Below are 22,963 nucleotides of genomic sequence, written 5' to 3'. Positions count from 1 at the left end.
TTAATTAATTAACTGGTAATGTAACAGTAAAGGTGGTTCCTTCTCCTACTTTGCTCTCGAACTCTAAATTACCACGGTGTTTTTCAATAATTTTTGATACAAGCTCAAGGCCGATTCCCGTGCCTTCTCCAGCCTTTTTGGTAGTAAAGAAAGGTTCAAATATTTTTTGCTGTATTTTTTCCGGAATTCCGCAACCGGTATCCGCAATCGAAACTTGAATACGTTCTCCCAGATTTTTTATTGTAATCGTTAGTTGCCCTTTGTTGTTCATTGCCTGAATTGCGTTGGAAACCAGGTTGTTCCACACTTGCACCAGCTCGTCCGGATAACAGCTAATTAAAGGAAGGTCATCATCGTAATTCTGAATAACATCAATGCCTTGTTTTATGCGGTTATGATGCAGCGTAAGCACCATATCAATATTTTCTTTCAGGTTGCTCAACTCTTTTGCCATTCCCTGATCTTTATGGGTAAAACGTTTCAGAGCATATACAACTTTCGAGGCCTTTTCTACAGCCATTTTTATATTTTCAGCGTTTTTCCGCACCGAGTAAATGTCCCGAATCGATTTTAAAATGAATTCAGGATTATCCACTTTCAGCAATGCAATTATTTGATCTACTGTTTTGTAAAGATTCAGGTAAATCACATGGTCTGTCATCGTATACGTATCTTCAAAACCGGCATTATCCAGCTTTTCTTTTACCAGTTTTTTGTAGTAGCGTTTTTCTTTTGAGACCATCGGTGGCTTCTTTCGGTCGATCATGTTCATCACCTCAAGAAAAACCTTCAATTCATGTTCTGATAAACGGGTAAATAGAATGTATAGGTTCTCAATCGCCGCATCAAGCGATCTGGAGATATTGTCAATGGAAGCGTTAATGGCTCCAATCGGAGTGTTTATTTCGTGTGCAACACCGGCTATTAGATTTCCAAGCGCCCGCATTTTTTCTGACTGAACCAGTTGCGATTGGGTTTGTTTCAGGTCGGCAATGGTCGCTTCCAGTTCTTCGGTTTGTTGTTTTAATTTATCGTTTTGCTGGCGGATTGTTTTTTCGCGCTCAACGTGTCGGGTAACATCGTGGGCTACTCCTTCAATGGATATAAGTTCACCGGTTTCGTTATACAGAGGCGACTCGGTAATCGCCAGAACTTTTATTGATCCGTCTTTAGCAAATAATTCCAGATGAAAGGTATTTTGCTTTACCCCGGTTGCACTTTTTTTCTGCGTTTTTTTTGCCTTGTCATTCAACTTGCTGTCAGTCATGTGTTTTAAAAGACCAAGTTTTGCCTCTTCCACATCGTAACCCAAAATGGCTTTTACCGATGGGCTCATGTACAGATAATCACCATCAATATTATGAGAATAAAAAAAATATTCGTTTTTCAGGCTTTCAATAAGCTGCTTGTATTTCATTGTCCCTTTTGTTTTGTATAAGCGTCTCTCAATTTTCGGATTTCCCTGTTTCAATAGTATTAAACCTACTTACGTTTGTAACGAGGAATTGTTTAAACGCAACAAAATAAAAACAATTGTAGGAAAATTGAATATGGAAAAGCAAATTCAGCCCAAATTGTGAAGAATTTAAAGTATGTTGATCGTTCAGCTGTGTTTTTTTGGATTACGTCCGGCAAAAAGGAAAAGGCTGTTTACAAAATAACTGAGAATGACAATACCATTTCCCAGGCTCTGATAATTAGATAAAGTTAGCAGTTTGCCTGCCAGAGCTGTGACTCCGCCAAAAACAATTGCCCAAATTACGTTTTTGTTGTTTACTTTAAACCCCAGCAATCCGCATAATACCGGCACTACAAATGCCCCCGAGAAAAAACTGAGCGCCAAAAGTAAAGCCTGAATTACCGAAGTGACATACAATGCGATGATCAAGCTTAAAATGCCAATTACAACAACCAGCCAACGGGTAAGCGGGAGTGCTTGTTTTTTCTCCAGGTTTCCGCTAAACAGCTCGCTTAAAATCATACTCGAAGTAAGCAACGTAGTATCGGCCGACGACATTACTGCCGAAAGCAGTGCCGCAATAAACAATCCGTAAGCCCAGTTGGGAAGCAGGTGCCCGGCAAATGCCATAATGCCTTCATTTTCTTTTCCGGAATAAACGCCTAAATAGGTTAGTGCAAATGAAACGGGGATTAATATTGACGCAACAATAATGATACTTCTTCGTGCAGTTTTTTCATTGCCGGCACAAAACAGGCGTGAGTAAATATCGGGGCCTACAATAAATGTTACCGAATAAGTCATTAACAAAACGATCAGATCGACAACCGAGAATTTTGAATTGAACAGCGCTGAAAATTTTAGTGGCTCAACCTGCAAATGTTCCGGCGATTGAATGGCAAAAAACAGCAGCGCCACCAATCCGCTAATGATTAATATGGCCTGAAAAGTGTCTGTTTTCAGAATACTTAACTGGCCGCCCAGCAAGGTGTAGGCAATAAAAACCAGTCCCGACAAAATCGCTGCATTCTGGTACGAAATGAAACCCAATCCCTGCAGAATTTGCGCCGCAGCAATAATTTGTGCCGCTACAATTCCCAGCCAGGCTAACGGAATTATAATGGTAGAAAAACGTTCTGCTTTACGTCCAAAAAATTTTCCTAAAAGTTCTGGCAGTGTGTAATTCCCGTAGCGACTTACATATTTTGAAATGGGAGCCAGAATAAACAAGCCGATTGCTGCCGAAAACAAAAACCACAAGGCTGCCCAGCCTCTGCTTTGGCTTAACTCAATGGTGCCCATCAATGCCGAGCCGCCCAGAATGGTAGCTAGTAAACTACCTGAAACTGGTAATAATCCCGCTTTCTTTCCGGCGACATAATAATCCGATGGATTTTTGATTCGAAATGCTGAATAAACGCCAATTGCAACAATAAAAACAAAATAAATAAGTATGGTTATTTCCGTTTGCATAATTAAGTTGACAAATATCGGAATTAATGTTTCAATATTGTATTTTTGCTTGTCAATAAAATAGGAAAACGTATTCATTTTATTGATCCTGTGAACAGAGGCGGTAGTTGCCGAAAAGTGTTTACGGGGTTGAAGTGTTAATTAGGTTTCAATTAGTTTTGATTTATAACGCAATAAATGGATTTGAATATCAGGAAATCACAACCCGGTGATTTTTATTTCCTTGAAAAGCTGGAAAAAGAATCTTTCCCTCATTTTCAACAGAGTTCCCGTAAAAGTTTAAAACACAGTCTGGATAGTACATTTCAGGAAGTTCTGATTGTAGAAGCGAAAGAAGACCAAAAGGTAACTTCGGTAGGGGCGCTTACATTGTTTAAATACAAGCATGCACTGCGAATTTATTCGATCGCGGTGGTGGCAGAATACAGAAATGCCGGTTTGGGCACTTTCATGCTGAATTATGTGAAGAATAGGGCAATCGAAAATCATTATCAAAAAATATTGATTGAGGTTCAGTCTAAAAACAGCGAGCTCATCGAATGGTATAAAACGAAGGGGTTTAAGCAATCGCATACCTTAACGGATTATTACACGAGTGGGGAAGATGCCATAAAAATGGAATGGAGTGTGGAGGCCGAAGAGGTTCGGAAAAAGACAACGAATATTATTGTAATCAACCAGCCGCACAAATGGACTTTTACCGATGTGAATGCTAAAGTTATTTCGGTAAAAGAGTACATCAGCAATCCGGTTTACCAGAACAGTACCGATATGCGGGTGTTTAACCTCTGCAGTTCGTACAAATACCAGAGTTACGGTTATTATGTGTCGTTGCTGGCGGCAGCCCGCGGGCACCGTGTAATTCCCAGTTCGGTTACTTTGCGCGACTTTAAAATGCTGAATGTTATCCATTCCACATCGTACGACATTGATGAACTGATAAACAAAGCGCTGCAAAAAGTTAAAGACGATAAATTTCAACTGAAAATTTATTTCGGGCAGACGGCCACCAAAGGATTTAGCTCCATTGCCAACCGGCTTTACCTGTTGTTTGAAACGCCGCTTTTCGAGATTGAATTTGTAAAACAAGAGAAATGGATCATTAAGGGAATAAAAGTTCTCACTTTAAACAAGTTGCCTGAAAGCGAAATTGAGGTGATTTACGAATTTGCCCGTAAATATTTCAGCAAGCGGCGTTTTAACAAAACCACGCTCATTAATTATAAATACGACATTGCCATTCTGATCGATCCTGAAGAGGAAACGCCACCATCGTGCAAACGGGCGCTTCAGAAGTTTAAAGCGGCGGCCAACCGAAAAGGATTGTATGCCGAGTTTATTACAAAAAACGATTTTGATAAGATCAACGAATTCGATGCACTGTTTATCCGCGAAACCACCAATGTAAACGACCATACCTACGAATTTTCGCGAATGGCTTATGCCGAAGGGTTGGTGGTTATTGACGATCCGTGGTCGATATTGCGGTGCTCCAATAAAATATTTCAGAACGAGATTTTCAGAAAACATAAAATCCTGACGCCGCAAACGGTTGTTTTCACCAAAAATATTTTTGAAAAGAAAGATCTTGACGATATGAATTTTCCGCTGGTGTTAAAACAACCCGACAGTGCATTTTCGCTGGGAATAACAAAAGTGGAAAATAAGGAAGAGGCTGCTGATGCCATCAATCAGCTGTTTAAAAAATCGGATATGATTGTTTGCCAGGAGTTTCTTTATTCGGAATTCGACTGGAGAATTGGCGTGCTTGATAACCGGCCGCTTTTTGCCTGCAAATATTACATGTCGAAAGGGCACTGGCAAATTTACAACTGGACGGGTGAAGCCGAAGAATATTCCGGCGATTCGGAAACAGTGAATATCGAAGATGTGCCCGAAGAAGTAATAAAAACAGCCTTAAAAGCGGCTGCTTTAATTGGCGACGGATTGTATGGCGTTGACCTGAAACTGGTAAACGATAAGGTTTATGTAGTTGAAGTGAACGATAATCCGAACATCGATGTGGATATTGAGGATTACATTTTGAAGGATAAACTGTACGATCAGGTTATCGAATCGATTTATAACCGGATTGAAATTTTAAAAAATATCCAGAAGATAAATTTCCGAAATAAGTAAAGGTCTTTTTCGGATGTAAGATTAATCATAATAGAATGAACTTTCATTTTGAAAGTTGGTTGTTTAGTTGTAATTTAAAAACTTCCTGAAAAAAATATTAATAATAATCACCTAATTACCAATAGCATGAAGAAGTTAATTTATTTGGGTTTTATTTGCGTTCTATTTTTAGTGGCATGTACTTCGAAAGAGAAGATTGAGCCACCTGTTGCAAAAAAGATAATGAAAGAACTTACGATACATGGTCATACGCGTGTTGACAATTATTACTGGTTAAACGAACGCGAAAATCCTGAAGTAATCGCACATCTTGAAGCCGAAAATGCTTACAAAGATGCCATGATGAAACACACCGAACCGCTTCAGGAGAAATTGTTTGAGGAAATTAAGTCGAAAATTAAGCCGGAAAATGAGTCGGTACCCTACAAAAAAAATGGTTACTACTATTATTACAAGCAGTTACCGGGGAAAGAATACGATGTAAACTGCCGCAAGAAGGGGAGTCTTGATGCCGAAGAAGAAGTGATGCTCGATGAAAACGTGCTGGCTGAAGGGCAGGATTTCTTTATGCTTGGCGGATTGTCGGTAAGTCCCGATAATAAATTGATTGCCTACGGTGTTGATACCGTTAGCCGGAGAAAATACACCATTCATTTCAAGAACCTAGAAACCGGCGAAACGTTGGAAGATGCCATTCCGTTAACCACCGGAAGTGCGGTTTGGGCCAATGATAACAAAACGGTTTATTATACTTTGAAAGACGATGTTACGCTGCGTTCAGAAAAAATTATGAAGCACGTAATTGGTACTCCTGTTGAAGATGATGTGGAGGTTTTTTACGAAGACGATGAAACTTTTTCGGTTTTTATCTTTAAAACCAAATCGCAAAAATACCTGATCATCGGCAGCGAAAGTACACTGACTTCGGAATACCGGTTTTTGGATGCCAACAACCCGGAAGGAGAATTTAAAATTGTTCAGCCGCGCGAACGTGGACTGGAATATTCGGTAGATCATTTTGGTAACGATTTTTACATTCGCACCAATCTCGATGCCTTGAACTTCCGCTTAATGAAAACACCGGTTACAGCTACTGAAAAAGAAAACTGGAGCGAGGTTATTCCGCATCGCAGCGATGTTTTCTTCGATAATTTCGAAATTTTAAAAGATTACCTGGTGCTTACCGAGCGTATCGAGGGCATTAACCAGCTTCGCGTTATTCCGTGGAATGGCGAAGAATATTTCATCGCTTTTGATGAGGAAGTTTACACGGTTAATCCGAATGTGAATTTAGATTTTGATACCGATGTTTTCCGTTTTAGTTATACTTCGATGACCACACCGAATTCGATTTACGATTACAACCTGAAAACGAAGGAGCGCACCTTGTTAAAGCAGGATGAGGTGTTGGGTGGTTTTAACAAAAACGATTACGAAACCAAACGTATTTATGCAACTTCCGGCGACGGAACAAAAATTCCAATGTCGATTGTATATAAAAAGGGCATGGTGAAAAATGGCGGTAATCCAACTTTGCTGTACGGTTATGGTTCATACGGATATACATACAATCCAGGCTTTTCGTTGGCGCGTTTGCCTTTGCTCGATCGTGGTTTTGTGTATGCAATTGCGCATGTTCGCGGAAGCCAGATCAATGGGCGCCAGTGGTACGAAGACGGTAAATTGCTGAAAAAGATGAACACTTTTACCGATTTTAACGACTGTGCACAATTCCTGATCGATGACGGATATACCAGCTCCGAAAAATTATTTGCTATGGGCGGAAGCGCCGGCGGATTGTTAATGGGAGCCTGTATAAATCTTCGCCCCGATTTGTACAAAGGTGTTATTGCCGCGGTTCCTTTTGTTGATGTGGTAACTACCATGCTCGACGAAACTATTCCGCTTACTACAAGCGAATTCGACGAATGGGGAAATCCAAAAAACGAAAAATACTACCATTATATGCTTTCGTATTCGCCCTACGACAATGTGGAAGCCAAAGATTATCCGGCCTTGCTGGTTACAACCGGACTGCACGATTCGCAGGTACAGTATTGGGAACCCGCCAAATGGGTAGCCAAATTGCGCGAATTGAAAACCGATGATAATCCGCTCTTATTTCATATTAATATGGATTACGGGCACGGTGGCGCCTCAGGTCGCTTCGAGTGGATAAAAGAAACGGCACTGGAATATGCATTTATTTTCGACCAGATCGGAATAGAATAATAGAGCTGATAAAATGTAAAAAAGCCTCGATATTAATTTATCGGGGCTTTTTTATTCCTTCCAGATTATCTTGAATTTTAAAGCAATCGCATTGCCAACTCTAAAAATTGATTAAATTTGCTGGTGTCGTGTTCGTACACGACTACTATAATAAACCAATTTAAACGTAAATCTAATACAAGTGAAAAACTTCATTTCTATTTTATTCTTTACTATCTTTTCAATTTTTGTAACCAATGCAAGTGTTCAGCAAGGCTGGGAGAATCTATTCAATGGCAAAAATCTCGACGGATGGATACAGCGTAATGGCAACGCAAAATTCGACGTGGTTGATGGTGTTATTGTTGGAACTACGGTTGCCGGTACGCCAAACTCTTTTTTATGTACTGAAAAAAATTACAGCGACTTTATTTTCGAAGTGGAACTTTTGGTGGAGCCCGATATGAATTCGGGTATTCAGTTCAGAAGTTTAAGCTCGCCGGAATATAACAACGGGAGAGTACATGGTTATCAATGCGAAGTCGATCCCTCGGAACGTGCCTGGAGTGGTGGTATTTACGATGAGGCACGGCGCGGCTGGTTGTATCCGCTCGACTTAAATCCCGATGCCCGGAAAGCCCTCAAAATGGGACAGTGGAACAAGTATCGCATTGAATGTATTGGAAACTCAATTCGTACATGGGTAAACGATATTCCGGTTGCTCATGTTATCGACGATATGACTTCCGAAGGTTTTATCGCACTTCAGGTACACGCAATCGGGAACAATAAAGAAAAGGAAGGCGAGCAAATAAAATGGCGTAATATTCGCATAAAGACCGAAAACCTGGAGCCTGATTTTTATTCTGATATTCACGTGGAAAACCTTGTTGCCAATAACTTGAATATTGTAGAAAAGAAACAAGGCTTTCATCTCTTATTTGATGGACAATCAACCGAATGCTGGAAAAATGAAAAAACCGGAGAATTTCCGGAGAAAGGGTGGCAGGTAAAAGATGGCATCTTAAGTGTATTATCGAGCCGTCAGGATTCCAGCCAAAAAGGAGGTGATATTATAACCAAAGAAATGTTTGGCCCTTTCGAATTTAAATTTGATTTTATGTACACCGAAGGAGCTAACAGCGGAATAAAATACGGCCTTGGTAATAACGGACCGGGCATCGGATTGGAATATCAGATTTTGGATGATGAGAAACATCATGATGCTAAAAAGGGTGCAGTGGGCAACCGTACCATGTCGTCGTTGTACGACCTGATACCATCGGGTAAGGAAAAACGATTTACAAAAGGTCCCAACGAATGGAATCGCGGTCGTATCGTTGTTTTTCCCGACGGAAAAGTACAACATTGGTTAAACGGAAGAAAAGTAGTTGAATATACCCGTGGCGATAATATTTATAAAGCGCTTGTTGCACGCAGTAAATATGCCAATTATGAAGGTTTTGGAATGGCCGAAAAAAGCCCCATCCTTCTACAGGATCACAACGACACGGTTCACTTTAGAAGTTTAAAAATACGAAATTTATAACCTATGACTAACAGAAGAGATTTTCTAAAAAAAGTGTCGGCAGGTGCCGCCGGTGTTGCAGTTGGTGGAACTGCCATGGGCATGTCGGCAAAAAGTTACAGCAAAATTTTAGGTGCCAACGATAAACTGAATGTTGCCATTATGGGGCTGGGCCGCCGTTTGGGGGCTTATTACGAACCAATTGCTGAAAAAGAAAGCAATGTGGAGTTAAAATACCTGTGCGATGTTATGGAGCACCAACGAAAACGTGCTGCCGAAAACTTCTCGAAACACATCGATTATCAACCAAAGCTGGAGAACGATTTCCGAAAAATTCTGGATGACAAGGATGTAGATTGTATTATAAACGCTACTCCCGATCACTGGCATACTCCCGGTTCGGTTATGGCCATGCAGGCCGGAAAACATGTTTATGTTGAAAAGCCCTGCAGCCACAATATGGCCGAAAATGAGATGATCGTTAAAGCAGCTGAAAAATATAATAAAGTTGTTCAGATGGGGAACCAGCAGCGTTCGTCGGATCATACCATCGAAATTATTAAGGAAATACATAACGGAATAATTGGAGTTCCGTACCGGGCAGTGGCTTTTTATGTAAACCAAAGAGGCGAAGTGCCGGTACAGAAAAAAGCAGCAGTTCCAAACGGCCTGGATTGGGAAATCTGGCAAGGACCGGCAATTCATCGCGAGTACACCGAAGAAACCTGGGATTATAACTGGCACTGGTACGGCTGGAATTACGGAACCGGCGAAACCGGAAACAATGCAACACACGAGCTGGATGTGGCGCGTTGGGCATTACAGGTGGGCTTGCCAAATAATGTACATGTTGAAGCCGGTAAACGGCACTTTTTTAACGACGGTTGGGAAATGTACGACACCATGGATGCTACTTTCCTGTTTGTCGGCGATAAAGTAATTAAATGGGATGGCCGCAGCCGATCGGGTCACGACACATACGGAATGGGAGGCCGCGGAACAATTATTTACGGTAGCGAAGGAACCGTTTTTGTCGATCGTGGAAAGTATATTCTTTACGATCGCGGTGGAAAAATTGTAAAAGACAGCGTTTCGGCTTCGCAGGAAGCCGGTACAGCACTTGGCGGTGGCGGCGATACATCAACCAGGCACGTTCAAAACTGGTTTGGGGTAATTCGCGGTAAAGGAACACTGAATTCGCACATTATGGAAGGTGCCATTAGCCAAACAATGGTACATTATTCAAATGTGGCTTACCGTATCGGACACGGTTTCGATATTTGCGATAAAACCGGAATTATGTACGACCGCGATGCCATGAAATTGTGGGGCAGGGATTACGATCAAAATTGGGAACCAAAACTATAGAATATAACAAAATTGAAAAGGCGGGGATTTCCCTGCCTTTTTTCTTTCTTTCAGGTTAAAAAGAAGGAATATAAATTAGCTAAAGTGCCGGATTTGTTCGCACGAAGATCACTAATTTTGGCTTACTTTTTTAATTTAGTGCTCAACTGAAACAATAAAACTTTTTGAATGACAGAACCTGCTATTTTTAGTGATACTTTTCTGGCCTTTGGCAGCCATTGCGACGTAGTGCTCCCAAATCTTGAGGCCGATACCGCAAAAAAAATATTTCAACAAATAAAAGCCGAAATGGAGCAGCTGGAAAGTACCATCAGCCGCTTTAGTTTATTGTCTGACATTCATGAGCTGAATCAGGCCGGAAAAGGCGTGTGGATGGATGTTTCCGGCGAGTTGTGGGAAATCATCACCATTGCCAGCGATTTTAACCAGATGAGCCAGGGCGCTTTCGATGTAAGCCTGTTTCCGCTGCAATCGCTTTGGGTTGAAAAGGAAACTCTTGATGAAAACGAACTCCGGGAAGCACGACAAAAATGTGGTTTCGATAAAATAGAACTCGACATTGATAATAAACGACTTCGTTTTAAAGAAGAAGGTGTTGAGTTGGATTTTGGTGCCATCGAAAAAGGATATGCTCTTGATTTGATTAAACCGCTTTTGATCGAATTGGGTGCTCACGATGCTATTGTCAGTTTTGAGGAAGATGTGGTTTTGGCACTCGGAAACCATCCGGCTGGTACAGAGTGGCCACTGGGAATCAGAAACCAGCAGCAGCCCAACGAGTTTGTGCATGTTTTCGAAGTATCAGGACAAACGGTTTATTCCACCGGAACTGTTTATATACGCGATGACGGCGAGGGAATGAAAACCCGCAAGATTATCAGTCCGGCAACCGGCCTTCCTGTTCAAGGAAAACGAACCGTTTCGGTAAAGGCCGACTCCGCAACTATGGCAGCTTTTATTGCCAATATCTGGCTTATCCTACCCGAAAACGATAAAGTCATTATCTCCAACCAACTCAGTAATATTGAAATTCTGGAAGTTGAATATACCGAAGATGATGTTAAAACAACAACAACGATAATAGAAAAGGAGGATCCGTCATGAAAAGATCTTTCATACTATCGCTACTCTTTGTGCTGCTCACCAATGGTTTGGTGTGGGGGCAATTGACCATGAAAAAGCAGCAGGATGGAATTAAAATCGTTGATGGTTCTTCAAACGTGTTGTTTTACCAAATGAGTCCCTTGAATAAGGATGGGGCTTACGAGCGCTGTAACTATATTCATCCGCTTTGGGGATTAAACGGCAAAATTCTTACCGAAGATTTTCCTGCCGATCATTTGCATCACCGTGGTATTTTTTGGGCCTGGCACCAGGTTTGGATTGGCGATAAGCGCATTGGCGATCCCTGGGAAATAAAAGATTTTGATCAGGAAATTACCGAAATCGAATTTGTGAAAGATCCGGATGAAACCGTGTGGCTGAAAAGCGAAGTGCTTTGGTTGTCCGACAAGTGGAAAGTTAATGGCATCAAAAAGCCGTATATTCAGGAGAATGTTGCTATTCATATACACAAAAGCAATTTAAAATACCGAAGAATTGATTTTGAAATCAGCCTGCTGGCACTGGAAGAAAATTTACGCATTGGCGGCTCGGATGATGAAAAAGGTTATGGCGGTTTTTCTGTTCGTATGATTTTACCCGATGATGTTCAGTTTTCAGGAAAAAATGGAAGCATAAAACCTCAGGAAACGGCCGTTGAGTCGCAGGGATTTGTGAACATCTCCGGATCGCTCGGAAAGGGAAATTCCAAGGCCGGAATTGTAATGCTCGATAACAAGGAAAATCCCGGTTATCCGCAAAATCTCATTCTGCGCGAAAAAAACAGCATGCAGAATATAGCCTGGCCGGGTGCTGAACCGGTTGCACTATCTACAACAGAACCATTGGTTTTAAAGTATTCGCTTATTGTTTATTCAGGCAAAATGAATGCAAAAAAAATTGCAAAGTTGATTGACGAATAAAAAAAAATTGGATGTCCGCAATTGGTCACAACCAGCACGTCACCCTGAACTTGTTTCAGGGTCTTTCTTGCAAATAGTTGATTATTAGATGCGAGAGATGCTGAATCCGTCAGCTGATGGACAGCATGACTTGCTAAATAATAATTATGACATAGAACGGATAATCAATTAAAATAATAACAACTACAGAAAACATAAGATTTTGATACAATAATGACAGATAGAAGAGAATTTATAAAACATTCGGCAATAGCCACAGCGGCAGTTGGCGTTGCTCCGGGGCTTCTAAATGCTTGTGCATCGCCAGCCGAGCAGGTAAATGTGGCGCTTATCGGCTGTCGTTCGATGGGATTTAATAATCTGAAAAGCTTTTTGCGCGAGGAAAACAATGTAGCCTGTGTGGCGCTGTGCGATGTCGACAGTAATGTGCTGGAGAAAAGAGCTGCTGAAGTGGAAAAAATGACGGGTAAACGACCGCTAACTTACGCCGATTTCAGAGATGTATTGGATAATAAAGATGTGCAGGCTGTAATAATTGGTACACCCGACCACTGGCATGCCATAATGATGATGATGGCAATGGATGCCGGCAAACATGTTTATGTGGAAAAACCAATGGGCCACAGCATTGAAGAATGTAATGCCATGGTAGCTGCCCAGGCCAAACATCCTGAGCTATATTGCCAGGTGGGCATGTGGCAACGGAGCTCGAAACATTGGTTCGAAGCATCAGAAATGGTGAAATCAGGAATATTGGGCGAAGTTCATTTGGTAAAAGCATGGATTTATAAAGGCTACGATACGGCCTATCCGGTAATGGAAGATTCCGTAGCACCAGATTATGTTGATTACGATATGTGGCTGGGGCCGGCACCCCAACGCCCGTTTAATATGAATCGTTTTCATTATAATTTCCGCTGGTGGTGGGATTATGCAGGCGGTGCCATGACTGATTGGGGTGTTCACCTGCTCGATTTTGCGTTATATGCAATGGACGCCGGTATGCCTATGTCGATTTCTCCGGGCGGCGGTATTTTTTACCACAAGCCGGGAGCCATTGAAACACCCGATATTCAGCAGGCCATTTATCAGTACCCTAAACATACTATGATTTGGGAATGTGGCTTAAATCCGGGAATCGGCCCTTACCAAAAAGCGCATGGAGTGGCTTTTGTTGGCGAAAAAGGAACCCTGGTAGTTACCCGAAGTGGCTACGAAATTTTACCCGACCATAGCAACGAACTGAAAGGTCCGTTTTTTGAAGCGAAAGCCCAAAAAGCATATGGCGATGGCCTTGACGAGCACGTACAAAACCTGCTGTCGTGCATTCGAAAAGGTGGTACCTTAAATGCTCCGGTTGAAGTGGGCGCGAAAACGGCTATCGTTTCCGAGATGGGAAATATGGCTTATCGGGTGGGGCAACGCATTCACTGGAATAATGATTCGCAGTTGTTTAACGAAGCGGCTGCCAACGATCTTATGAAACTGAACTACAATAAAAACTGGCAGTTGCCAAACGTGTAGTCAATCTTTAAAAATTAGGATAGTGAAAACGGGAGGTTATGGCTTCCCGTTTTTGCGTACCATCAGGTTCTTATAAATATTCTTATACCGATGATGAAAAACATTGAGCCATTGGTTCGCTGACTCCCAATGCCTGTGTTTTTTTATATCGGCATTATACCAATCTGAAAATAGTTAAAAATAGCCTAAACATTTTCAGAATTGGTATTATTTTAGGGAAATGAAGAAGATCGTAATCGCGCCCGACAAGTTTAAAGGATCGTTAAGCGGAATTGAATTTTGTAATGCCGTTGAGCGTGGCATTAAAAAACAAATCGAAAATGTTACGATTGTGAAGTTGCCATTGGCCGATGGAGGCGACGGAACGGTTGATGCCCTGAAATTTTATACCGGCGGAAAGTTGATAGCTGCTGCGGTACACGATCCCTTACTACGGCCCATACAGGCCAGGTATTTGTATGCCGAAAACGAAATGCTGGCTTTTATCGAAATGGCCGAAGCTTCAGGAGTTCGCTTATTGAAGAACAACGAGCTAAATCCGTTGGAAACTTCCACCTACGGAACCGGCGAGTTGATACTGGATGCCATAAATCGTGGGGCTAAACATATTCTGTTGGGAATTGGCGGAAGCGCAACCAACGATGCCGGAATGGGAATGGCATGTGCACTTGGCTTTCGTTTTTTTGATGCTGAAAACAATTTATTGGAGGGGAGAGGGAAGGATTTAAACCGCCTGACGACTATCGATACTTCAATGGTAAATACGGAGCTCAGGAATATAAAATTTGAAGTGGCCTGCGATGTGGATAATCCCTTGTTTGGACCCAAAGGTGCCGCACCTGTTTATGCGCCGCAAAAAGGCGCCACAAAAAGGGTAGTGGAAGAGCTGGATGCCGGCCTTAGAAATTTTAACGAAAAAGTGGAAACACAATTTGGTAAGAACCTGCAAAATATTGCCGGTGCCGGCGCTGCCGGAGGACTGGGTGCCGGCTGCGTATTGTTTCTGAATGCAGAGTTAAAATCGGGAACTGAGCTGATAAAATCAATTGCCAATTTTGATGAACAGGTAAAAGATGCCGACTGGATTGTTACCGGCGAAGGCAAATTTGATGAGCAAACATTTTCAGGAAAAGTAATTAAAGGAGTGCTCGATTCAAGAACAAACCAGCAACTGGCTGTGTTTTGCGGATTAAGTGAATTAACTGCAGAACAAATAGCAGCGCATAAAATCGATTATCTGGCTGAAATAATACAACAGGCCAGTGGTGTTGAGGATTCAATAAAAAATGCAGGAAAATACCTGGAAGAAGCCGCCGCACAGTTTGCTGCAAACGGTATAGTATCTAAATAATTTTCGGGGAATTAATGATTGCCTGAATGATTTCGGTGTTAAAGGTAACTTGTAAGTTGTAGGGGCGGAGTTGGCGCACCAATGAACCCCGCCCTGCAATATGTGCCATGTAAGCTGCCGGCTTTTTTCAATTTGTATTTATTGCCCAATTTTTTTAAATATTTTTGGCATTGTTTGTTCGTCTATTGCACTCATGTCAATAAGTTCCAACGATTTTACCATTTTTAAAGTTGTCGTTTTATAATGCTTGAAATGAGGTGTTTGCAAATGGTTTTCGTAGGCTTTTTTGTCGGTATAAATTTCCAATATCCTGATTTCATTTGGATTTTCTTTTTGGAACATTGGATAAATAGAAATTACACCTGGTTCCAATTCAACTGAAGCCCTCGCTTCTTCTTTTAGGATGGATAAATATTCGTTAAGATACTCCGGTTCTATTTCTATTTCCGATATTCTGATCATCATTTTATCCATATTAATATTTTCTTTTTTTTGATTTTCCTGAGCAGAGCAGTTAAAAGTTAACGCAATCAATAAAGTCAAATAAATTAATCTCATATTATCTGTTTTTTTTAGTTATACCATATTAGTATTTTAATTTTAGTTTCAGCATTATGTCGGTCTGTTCATCATCTCCCAGTTTAAAGAAATGTCTGTCGGGTTTTGATCCAAATTGAAAATATCGGTTTCATTTTTAAAGGTTAAAGTTATTTGGTTCCTTTTTTTATGTTTATTTATAACGGTTGGTACATGTTGTTGGAGCGGGTTTCGAAGAACTATTCTGTGCGCGTGGACGGAACGATGTTGCGAGAGCCGCAGTTGGCACACCACCACACCCCGCTATGCAATATGGCACTTTGTTGGCAAATTGTTATTTTTTTTTACAACTCAATTGGGCGCTATTTTTAATGAATAAATCATTCCAAAGCAAATTTATAAGTCGAACCACCAAAGGCAATAACAACCATTATTTTCCCATCGGCATTTACTATTTCGTTGTATATCTCACTTTGTGACCAATCGTAGTATCCATATTTTATTTGGTTCTTTACACCCATTGCCCCAGTTGTTAATTCTTTGTATCCAGTTAACGTAACTGTGCCGTCTAAAAAAGATGCCGAACTTAAGTTCGCCTCTATTTTTTTACCTTCTGATGTTTTAATTTAAATAATTCCATTTTTAACACCTATCATACTTGCTTTAATGTCTTTATATTCATAAAGTTTAAATCGAATGGAGCCGTTAGTATTTTTGACAGTCTCGATTGATTTTTTAGCGTATTTTAAAGTAGTCTGAATTTGTTTTTCTGTATATCCATATTCGTTCAGTTGCTGTTTCAAATAATCTTTATATTCATCTAAGCTTTTAAATTCTGGCATTTTTTCTAAAATTGAATGCACATGTAAAGGAGAATCATTAGTTGCTGAATTTGAAAAAGTACCTATCGAAACATTTCTTTGAACTTCACCAATTTTATCGCCAAATTCATCCACTAAATCAGTCTTTTCGAAAAGAGATTGAGCATAAGTAATATTTATAAATAATAGAAAGGAAAGTGTTGTTAATATTTTCATAATTATCTTGTTTTTATACTGTCTGCTAAACTTGCTTGTTACACCCCAATACGATAATTGTTATCAGGTTTAGGCGTACAATATCCAATTTTGTAAATGCTATTTTCTTTTGTTATTTTCAGATGTGTATTCACGCATATCGGTTTTTAGTACACTAAAACTAATCATATTTTTTATGTTTCAGGCAACAAATACATGAAAACACTTCATCACAACTAATAGGATTAAAATAACCGGCAATTTGTTTCTTCGGAAAACCGGAAGGCAAAATCCGGCCCCGATTTATACTTCCGAAAAACCGGAGATGAAAAACAAGCTCCAGTTTTTGCTTCCGAAAAACCGGAGATAAAAATGAGCTCCCAATTTAATACTCCGAAAAACTGGAGGGCAAAATCCGGCACCGATTTATACTTCCAAAAAATCGGAGATAAAAAACAAGCTCCAGTTTTTGCCTCCGAAAAACCGGAGACAAAAATTAGCTTCCAATTCAGAACTCCGAAAAACCGGAGAACAGAAACAATAAAGCTTTTCGCCATTCTTGCAGATTTAAAGTGGCGGAAATTTTAGCGAATCTTTCCGGATAATTTTATGTTATCTGTTGACTTTCTGAAAAAATGACCTTAACTTGTATTTCTAATTTTAATCACCAATAAAATATTTAATCATGAAAAAGGTTATTTTCTCCTATTACACACTTGCTGCATTAACTGCATTGGCACAAAAAATCATTAATCTTTTAAACGCTAAACTTCCTGAAAACGCAATGGTAATTGCCCTGCTTAACCGTTTTCAGCCGCAGATTGAAACAGCTCTGCAGGCTATTGGAAGCTCAAGGAAAACACCGCTTACCCAAATTGTAACAGCTGCCGATTTGCGCCGCGATGATACATTCCGTTCGTTGCGCGACACGATTAAAGCCGGGTTGCGCCGCCAAAACGAAGCGTATCGTAGCGCTTGCGAAGCACTTTGGCTCGAGTTTGAAAAAAACAACCTGGAGCTGTATTACCTCGCCCGCGATAAACAAACTGCCGCTACTGAGAGTTTGTTGGCTGACCTGCGCAAACCTAAAAACGCCCCGCACCTGGCAACTACTAATACTACCGAATGGGTAACAGAACTGGATAACGATAATCAGGCATATGTAGCAGCAGCTACACAACGCAGTGCTGCCCGCTCGGCCGACGATACCTTGCAAGATGCCGAGGCCTTAAAGGACCTGAAAACATCGCTCGAACTGCTGGAAAATATACTAAACACCATGCAGGCCATGCAGGAACCACAAAATATCGACGAGGTGGTGGCCGAAGTGTCGCAATACATCGCCGAAGCCAATGCCGCTGCCAAACAAAGTCAAAGCAACAGCAGCAACGACGAGAACGATAACGACGACACGGAATAAACATCAATCCAAAAGAAACTCTCGGTCGATAGGTTAAATTTTGGTTTTACCGGCCTGCCCTTTCTGGGGTGGGCCGGTTTTTTGTAGATGCCGGCAGCATCACATGTTTATAGCATAATACGAATGAAAAATATCCGACTCCGGTGGGAGTCGCACCATGCCCCGTCAATTAATTTTCTATAAATAGTTGAATCCTCCGGATTCGATCAATACCCCCTGGTAAGAGCTCCCGTCAGGGAGAGGGGTTGAGAATAAAAATCTCATTATACCAATTGTACTTTATTTTGCCGCATGGCAATAAGAAAGTTTACAATGGTAAATGCCGATAATACAACAAAGGAGAAGACTGAACGAAGTGAAAGTATGCGACATTTTGTTGTTAAATCGGTATTAATTGCTTTACCCTTTTGTCTGTCGACATTTCCCCTCACGAGGGGAAACCGTTTTGATGAAAAGTCTGTTAACAACCGGCTCCCCTGGCGAGGGGAGCTCCCGTCAGCTGAGAGGTAGGGGGTCTTCCCATTTTGGCGGGGCATTTGTCTATCGCACCTCAGTAAGTGCGTCAACCCTTACCGCCGGAAGTTTAAAATAAAACAGCGAGCCGGCACCTTTTTCGCCGGTACTTTCAACACCCACTTTACCGCCCAGCTTTTCGATAATACGTTTTACAATCGATAGCCCAAGTCCGTAACCGCCGGCTTTATCGGGTTGCAGTCGTGTATGTTTCCGGAATATTTTCGTGTGCTGATCTTCAGGAATTCCATCGCCATTGTCTTTCACCCAGTATTTCACCATTCCTTGTCCGCTAAGTTCGCAGCCCACTTTTATATGTGGCGGAGCACCTCCGTATTTCATCGCATTCGATAACAGGTTTATCCAGATTTCCTCAATCCACGGCGCATAAGCCTGTGCATCAATCCAATTGTTTTCCAGTTCAATGGTGGCTTTGCAATCGGCAACCATATCGGCAATCTGTGCCATTGCGGCAGCATAAACTTGCTGCATTTCAATGGGGGCGATTTTAACATCCTCGTGTCCGGCAGTGGCCATTTTCAGCAATTCGTTGGTTACGCTTATGGTTTTAGCCGACGATTCTTTAATTACCGCCGAAAACTCCTTAATCGCATCCATATCGCCTTCTTCAATTGCTCCTAAAATAATATCGCTTGACGAATAAATTACGCCTAACGAGTTTTTCAGATCGTGCGCCAGCGTGTGGGCATACGCATCCAAATCGTCGATTAGCTTTTCGTTTCGTTTATTCTGTAACTTTAGCTGTTCGTTCTTTTTGGTAAGCTCAATTTCCGCCAGTCGGCTTGACGAAACATCGCTTAAAACCATCAGCTTTCCGCTAAGTTTTCCCCGCTGGTCGTAAAGTGCAGTAATCCTTACCTGGTAATAAAATGTTTGGTTATTGTGCTTCAATTCAAAGTCGGTAAACCGATCTTCATTTGCCTGAAGCAACTCAATAATAGCAGGGAATTGTTGAAACGTATTCATAAAGTTGGAATGAATGCATGTCTTTTTATTCAACCCAAACGTTTTTATCAGGGCCGGATTGGCTTCTTCAATAATCCCGTTGGTATTGATTACCAAAACCCCTTCATTCATGGTGCCCAGCAGTTTCTCGCGGGCCAGCGGAATCAGCTCAAATATTTTGTAGCGGAATATCCCAAATGCAATAATCAGCCCGGTTAAAACAAACGAAACGGTGGTCCAGTCGAAACCCGGAACCGGATTAATATTGAAAATATACATCAGGTTGGCAATTACCGGAATAAGCGAGGCAATGATGAGTATTCGGATTTGTTTTTTGTAAAAACTGGTAAAGGTCGAAATTGAGCTAACCAGGTTAAAAATCCCCCAGGCAATTAGTGTAAACGCATACATATCAAAAATCCAAAACCAAATGCCGTGTTTGTAATACAGCATATTGGTGCTGCTGTCTAAAGTGTAATCTTTCCAGATAAGCCCGTGTTTGTTGTTGGTAAATACCAGAATTAGCGTTATTATCGGAATAATAAGCGAAAGAAGAATACTCTGTTTATTTACCAAACTAAATTTCTGACTAAAAGCGGTGGTGAAAAAGAAATAGGTAAGCGGGATAAACACGATGCCCAGATACGACATTTGCGAGAAGAAAACTTTTTCTTCAAAAACAGGAGTACCAAACTCAAGGGCGTAACTAAATGCCCAGATGGTAACAAAAAACTCCAGTAAAATAAGGAAGCGAACCTCAGCGGCTTTTCTGAACTTCCATAAAAGTAAACATGTGCCAATGGCAGTAAAAGCAGTTATTAATTGAATAAGACTGTTACTCGGTAAAAAATCTATCATAGTAAGGGTCTGTTGCTATTTTTTCAAAATTAATCATTAAACCGAATACTTAGGCATCCTGCTAAGTATTGTTGGAACCGGGATTTTACAATTGGCAATAAATGATTACTACAATCCTTCACTGTTTTACTTGCTAAAAAAAGATCTGGCTTTACGTCAGCACTCCGTAATAGCACAATAATTGTTTCCTGTTATTAAGTCAAATGACAATTCAACCATCAAAATGTTTTAAATCCTTGTTTTTTTTCCGGCGTTTTATTCTCTTTAACGCATTAAAATATTTTAAGATGATGAAGAAAAGTTTGTTGCTGGTATTACTTGTTTTTAGTTTGTTTCAGCTTTCGGCCAAAGAAGGAATGTGGATTCCTATTCTGCTGGAAAAATACAACCTGGCAGAAATGCAGGAAATGGGGTTTAAACTGAGTGCCGATGATATTTACGATGTAAACCACTCGAGCATGAAAGATGCAGTGGTAATTTTTGGCGGAGGATGTACCGGAGAACTGATATCGGATGAAGGACTGCTGATTACCAATCACCATTGCGGATACCGCCAGATTCAATCGCACAGCACCGTAGAACACGATTACCTTACCAATGGTTTTTGGGCCATGAGCCGCGATGAAGAATTGCCCAACGAACGCTTAACGGTAAGTTTTCTGGAGTACATGAAAGATGTTACCGACAGTGTATTGGCCGGAACCGAAAATATGGATGGCGAAGCAGCAGACAAAAAAATAAAGGAAAATACCGACCGCATTATTAAAGAAGCCCGTAACGACGGGAAATTTACCGCTTCGGTAAAGCCGCTTTTTTATGGCAACCAGTATTTCCTGTATGTTTACAAAGTATATAAAGATGTGCGTTTGGTGGGGGCGCCACCATCGGCCATTGGCAAGTTTGGCGGCGATACCGACAACTGGATGTGGCCGCGCCATACCGGCGATTTTTCGCTGTTCCGTATTTATGCCGATAAGAACAACGAACCGGCAGAGTATTCGCCCGACAATGTGCCTTTTAAACCAAAAAAATCGTTCCCCGTTTCGATGAAGGGTATTCAGCCCGGCGATTTTACAATGGTTTTTGGTAACCCGGGAACTACCATGCAATACTGGCCACACCAGGCAGTTGATGTAACCATGAACCAACGCGATCCGGATCGTATTATGCTGCGCGATAAAAAACTGGATATTATTGGAAGCGATATGGAATCGGATCCGAAAATTCGTATTCAGTATGCTGCAAAATATGCAGGTATCAGTAATGCGTGGAAAAAATGGCAGGGCGAAATTAAAGGGTTAAAACGCCTCGATGCCATTAATAAAAAGCGGGACTACGAAGAAGAATTCAAAAAATGGGCACAGCAAAACAATACCTGGGAAAATAAATACAAACCGGTGTTTGATGCTTTCGATGTGCTGTATGCCGACTATTCAACCTACATAAAAGCTTACGATTATTACCGCGAAATTGTGATGAGCGGAGTAGAGGTGTTTAAAGGCGCACGCACCATCAACTCTATAATCAATAACATTGAGAACGACCAGGATGAAAGAGCCGAAAGCATGCGTTCGGCCATGCTTAAAGGGCTGCCCGGCTTTTACAAAGATTTTAACCAACCAACCGACGAAGCTTTGTTTGCCACGCTTATGCCCGAGCTGATTAATGGCCTCGATGCCTCGTTTTTACCTGCTGAAGTGGTGGAGACAATTAGAAACCTCGATCAGGAAAAACTGGTGAAAAAAGTCTATCAGAAATCGATACTTACCGATCGGAAAAAGCTGGAAGATCTGCTGGAAAATGGTTCGGAAAAACAATTGTTAAAGTTGCGCAAAGATCCGCTTATTTCTATGTTCAACCAACTGAACTTTATTTACGAAAAGGATATTATGCCGGAGGTTCGGAAAATCAGTAAATCAATCGACGATAACATGAAGGTTTACATGGCCGGATTGATGGAAATGAAAAAAGGACAGGCTTTTTACCCCGATGCCAACCTTACGTTGCGTGTTGCCTACGGACAAGTGGAAGGTTACGAGCCCAAAGACGGTGTGAAATACAAGTACTATACAACGCTTACGGGGATTATGGAAAAAGACAATCCGGAGATCTACGACTACGATGTGCCTGATCGCTTAAAAGAACTTTACCACGCAAAAGATTTCGGACAATACGAAGTAAACGGCGATGTGCCGGTTTGTTTTACAGCCTCAAATCATACTACCGGTGGTAACTCGGGCAGTCCGGTTGTAAATGGTAACGGCGAGTTGATCGGGGTAAATTTCGATCGTTGCTGGGAAGGGACAATGAGCGACATTATGTTTGATCCGGAGCGCTGTCGCAATATCTCGCTCGATATTCGTTATGCCCTTTTTATTATCGATAAATTTGCAGGAGCCGGTTATTTATTGGAGGAGATGGAGATTGTGAAGTAAATTCAAACAGGTAAATTTTACGGTTAAGGCTAATCGGTTTTATTTAACTAAAACACAATTAAAATTATAGTCTGGTATCGATTTTTAATCTTTTTTGAAGGCAATATCAGCCCTTTTAACCTATTGACTTTTAAAAATTAC

The 22,963-nt window shown here is 41.1% G+C and carries 16 protein-coding genes; 10 read left to right on the top strand and 6 right to left on the bottom strand.

Going from position 1 to position 22,963, the window contains the following annotated elements:
- Positions 1–4: 4 nt before the first annotated feature.
- Positions 5–1,417, bottom strand: a complete 1,413-nt coding sequence (locus BMW53_RS00660) for a PAS domain-containing sensor histidine kinase (RefSeq protein ID WP_051567977.1) — start codon at positions 1,415–1,417, stop codon at positions 5–7.
- 186 nt (positions 1,418–1,603) lie between these two features.
- Positions 1,604–2,932, bottom strand: a complete 1,329-nt coding sequence (locus BMW53_RS00655; protein WP_168136439.1) for a sodium:solute symporter family protein — start codon at positions 2,930–2,932, stop codon at positions 1,604–1,606.
- A gap of 177 nt (positions 2,933–3,109) precedes the next feature.
- Between BMW53_RS00655 and BMW53_RS00650 the strand changes: the two genes are divergently transcribed.
- From BMW53_RS00650 to BMW53_RS00615, 8 genes are all read left to right on the top strand, one after another.
- Positions 3,110–5,071, top strand: a complete 1,962-nt coding sequence (locus BMW53_RS00650) for a GNAT family N-acetyltransferase (RefSeq protein WP_038561444.1) — start codon at positions 3,110–3,112, stop codon at positions 5,069–5,071.
- Positions 5,072–5,197: 126 nt separating this feature from the next.
- Positions 5,198–7,303: a S9 family peptidase gene (locus BMW53_RS00645; protein ID WP_038561449.1), complete on the top strand. Its 2,106-nt coding sequence runs from the start codon at positions 5,198–5,200 to the stop codon at positions 7,301–7,303.
- Between the two features lie 181 nt (positions 7,304–7,484).
- Positions 7,485–8,831, top strand: coding sequence for a 3-keto-disaccharide hydrolase (locus BMW53_RS00640; RefSeq protein ID WP_217642858.1), 1,347 nt, complete (start codon positions 7,485–7,487; stop codon positions 8,829–8,831).
- A 3-nt stretch (positions 8,832–8,834) separates the two neighbouring features.
- Positions 8,835–10,178: a Gfo/Idh/MocA family protein gene (locus BMW53_RS00635; RefSeq protein WP_038561451.1), complete on the top strand. Its 1,344-nt coding sequence runs from the start codon at positions 8,835–8,837 to the stop codon at positions 10,176–10,178.
- A gap of 168 nt (positions 10,179–10,346) precedes the next feature.
- On the top strand, positions 10,347–11,282 hold the full coding sequence (locus BMW53_RS00630; RefSeq protein WP_038561454.1) for an FAD:protein FMN transferase: 936 nt from the start codon (positions 10,347–10,349) through the stop codon (positions 11,280–11,282).
- On the top strand, positions 11,279–12,202 hold the full coding sequence (locus BMW53_RS00625) for a DUF6807 domain-containing protein (RefSeq protein WP_038561459.1): 924 nt from the start codon (positions 11,279–11,281) through the stop codon (positions 12,200–12,202). The genes BMW53_RS00630 and BMW53_RS00625 overlap by 4 nt, the downstream gene beginning before the upstream one ends.
- 213 nt (positions 12,203–12,415) lie before the next feature.
- Positions 12,416–13,726 carry a Gfo/Idh/MocA family protein gene (locus BMW53_RS00620; RefSeq protein ID WP_038561462.1) on the top strand — a complete coding sequence of 437 codons (1,311 nt, stop codon included), beginning with the start codon at positions 12,416–12,418 and terminating at the stop codon, positions 13,724–13,726.
- 220 nt (positions 13,727–13,946) lie between these two features.
- Complete coding sequence (locus BMW53_RS00615) at positions 13,947–15,077, top strand: glycerate kinase (protein WP_038561465.1); 1,131 nt, start codon at positions 13,947–13,949, stop codon at positions 15,075–15,077.
- A 138-nt stretch (positions 15,078–15,215) separates the two neighbouring features.
- Here BMW53_RS00615 and BMW53_RS00610 read toward each other — a convergent pair whose 3' ends face one another.
- The 3 genes from BMW53_RS00610 to BMW53_RS00600 form a co-directional block, all read right to left on the bottom strand.
- Complete coding sequence (locus tag BMW53_RS00610) at positions 15,216–15,635, bottom strand: putative quinol monooxygenase (RefSeq protein ID WP_074780060.1); 420 nt, start codon at positions 15,633–15,635, stop codon at positions 15,216–15,218.
- Positions 15,636–15,994: 359 nt separating this feature from the next.
- Complete coding sequence (locus BMW53_RS20845; protein WP_157470857.1) at positions 15,995–16,135, bottom strand: hypothetical protein; 141 nt, start codon at positions 16,133–16,135, stop codon at positions 15,995–15,997.
- Positions 16,136–16,240: 105 nt separating this feature from the next.
- Positions 16,241–16,651: a hypothetical protein gene (locus tag BMW53_RS00600; protein ID WP_038561471.1), complete on the bottom strand. Its 411-nt coding sequence runs from the start codon at positions 16,649–16,651 to the stop codon at positions 16,241–16,243.
- Positions 16,652–17,315: 664 nt separating this feature from the next.
- Between BMW53_RS00600 and BMW53_RS00590 the strand changes: the two genes are divergently transcribed.
- Positions 17,316–18,050 (top strand): DUF6261 family protein, encoded by a 735-nt coding sequence (locus tag BMW53_RS00590; RefSeq protein WP_038561477.1) that lies wholly within the window; start codon positions 17,316–17,318, stop codon positions 18,048–18,050.
- A 540-nt stretch (positions 18,051–18,590) separates the two neighbouring features.
- On the opposite strand, the gene BMW53_RS00580 is transcribed toward BMW53_RS00590, so the two are convergent.
- Positions 18,591–20,387, bottom strand: a complete 1,797-nt coding sequence (locus tag BMW53_RS00580) for a histidine kinase N-terminal 7TM domain-containing protein (protein ID WP_074780057.1) — start codon at positions 20,385–20,387, stop codon at positions 18,591–18,593.
- Between the two features lie 287 nt (positions 20,388–20,674).
- Here BMW53_RS00580 and BMW53_RS00575 point away from each other — a divergent pair, with 287 nt between their 5' ends.
- The gene (locus BMW53_RS00575) at positions 20,675–22,822 is read left to right on the top strand and encodes a S46 family peptidase (protein WP_038561499.1); all 2,148 of its coding nucleotides are present in this window, start codon (positions 20,675–20,677) and stop codon (positions 22,820–22,822) included.
- Positions 22,823–22,963 lie beyond the last annotated feature (141 nt).

This window comes from Draconibacterium orientale, assembly GCF_900111425.1.
In the GTDB taxonomy this organism is placed as follows: Bacteria; Bacteroidota; Bacteroidia; order Bacteroidales; family Prolixibacteraceae; genus Draconibacterium; species Draconibacterium orientale.
Note: the sequence above shows the minus strand (reverse complement) of the source record. Positions and strands in the feature narration are given on the sequence as shown.

Coding starts and splice junctions, on each gene's coding strand:
- BMW53_RS00660 (WP_051567977.1), bottom strand. CDS start 1,417: ATGAAATACAAGCAGCTTATTGAAAGCCTGAAAAACGAATATTTTTTT.
- BMW53_RS00655 (WP_168136439.1), bottom strand. CDS start 2,932: ATGCAAACGGAAATAACCATACTTATTTATTTTGTTTTTATTGTTGCA.
- BMW53_RS00650 (WP_038561444.1), top strand. CDS start 3,110: ATGGATTTGAATATCAGGAAATCACAACCCGGTGATTTTTATTTCCTT.
- BMW53_RS00645 (WP_038561449.1), top strand. CDS start 5,198: ATGAAGAAGTTAATTTATTTGGGTTTTATTTGCGTTCTATTTTTAGTG.
- BMW53_RS00635 (WP_038561451.1), top strand. CDS start 8,835: ATGACTAACAGAAGAGATTTTCTAAAAAAAGTGTCGGCAGGTGCCGCC.
- BMW53_RS00630 (WP_038561454.1), top strand. CDS start 10,347: ATGACAGAACCTGCTATTTTTAGTGATACTTTTCTGGCCTTTGGCAGC.
- BMW53_RS00625 (WP_038561459.1), top strand. CDS start 11,279: ATGAAAAGATCTTTCATACTATCGCTACTCTTTGTGCTGCTCACCAAT.
- BMW53_RS00620 (WP_038561462.1), top strand. CDS start 12,416: ATGACAGATAGAAGAGAATTTATAAAACATTCGGCAATAGCCACAGCG.
- BMW53_RS00615 (WP_038561465.1), top strand. CDS start 13,947: ATGAAGAAGATCGTAATCGCGCCCGACAAGTTTAAAGGATCGTTAAGC.
- BMW53_RS00610 (WP_074780060.1), bottom strand. CDS start 15,635: ATGAGATTAATTTATTTGACTTTATTGATTGCGTTAACTTTTAACTGC.
- BMW53_RS20845 (WP_157470857.1), bottom strand. CDS start 16,135: ATGGGTGTAAAGAACCAAATAAAATATGGATACTACGATTGGTCACAA.
- BMW53_RS00600 (WP_038561471.1), bottom strand. CDS start 16,651: ATGAAAATATTAACAACACTTTCCTTTCTATTATTTATAAATATTACT.
- BMW53_RS00590 (WP_038561477.1), top strand. CDS start 17,316: ATGAAAAAGGTTATTTTCTCCTATTACACACTTGCTGCATTAACTGCA.
- BMW53_RS00580 (WP_074780057.1), bottom strand. CDS start 20,387: ATGATAGATTTTTTACCGAGTAACAGTCTTATTCAATTAATAACTGCT.
- BMW53_RS00575 (WP_038561499.1), top strand. CDS start 20,675: ATGATGAAGAAAAGTTTGTTGCTGGTATTACTTGTTTTTAGTTTGTTT.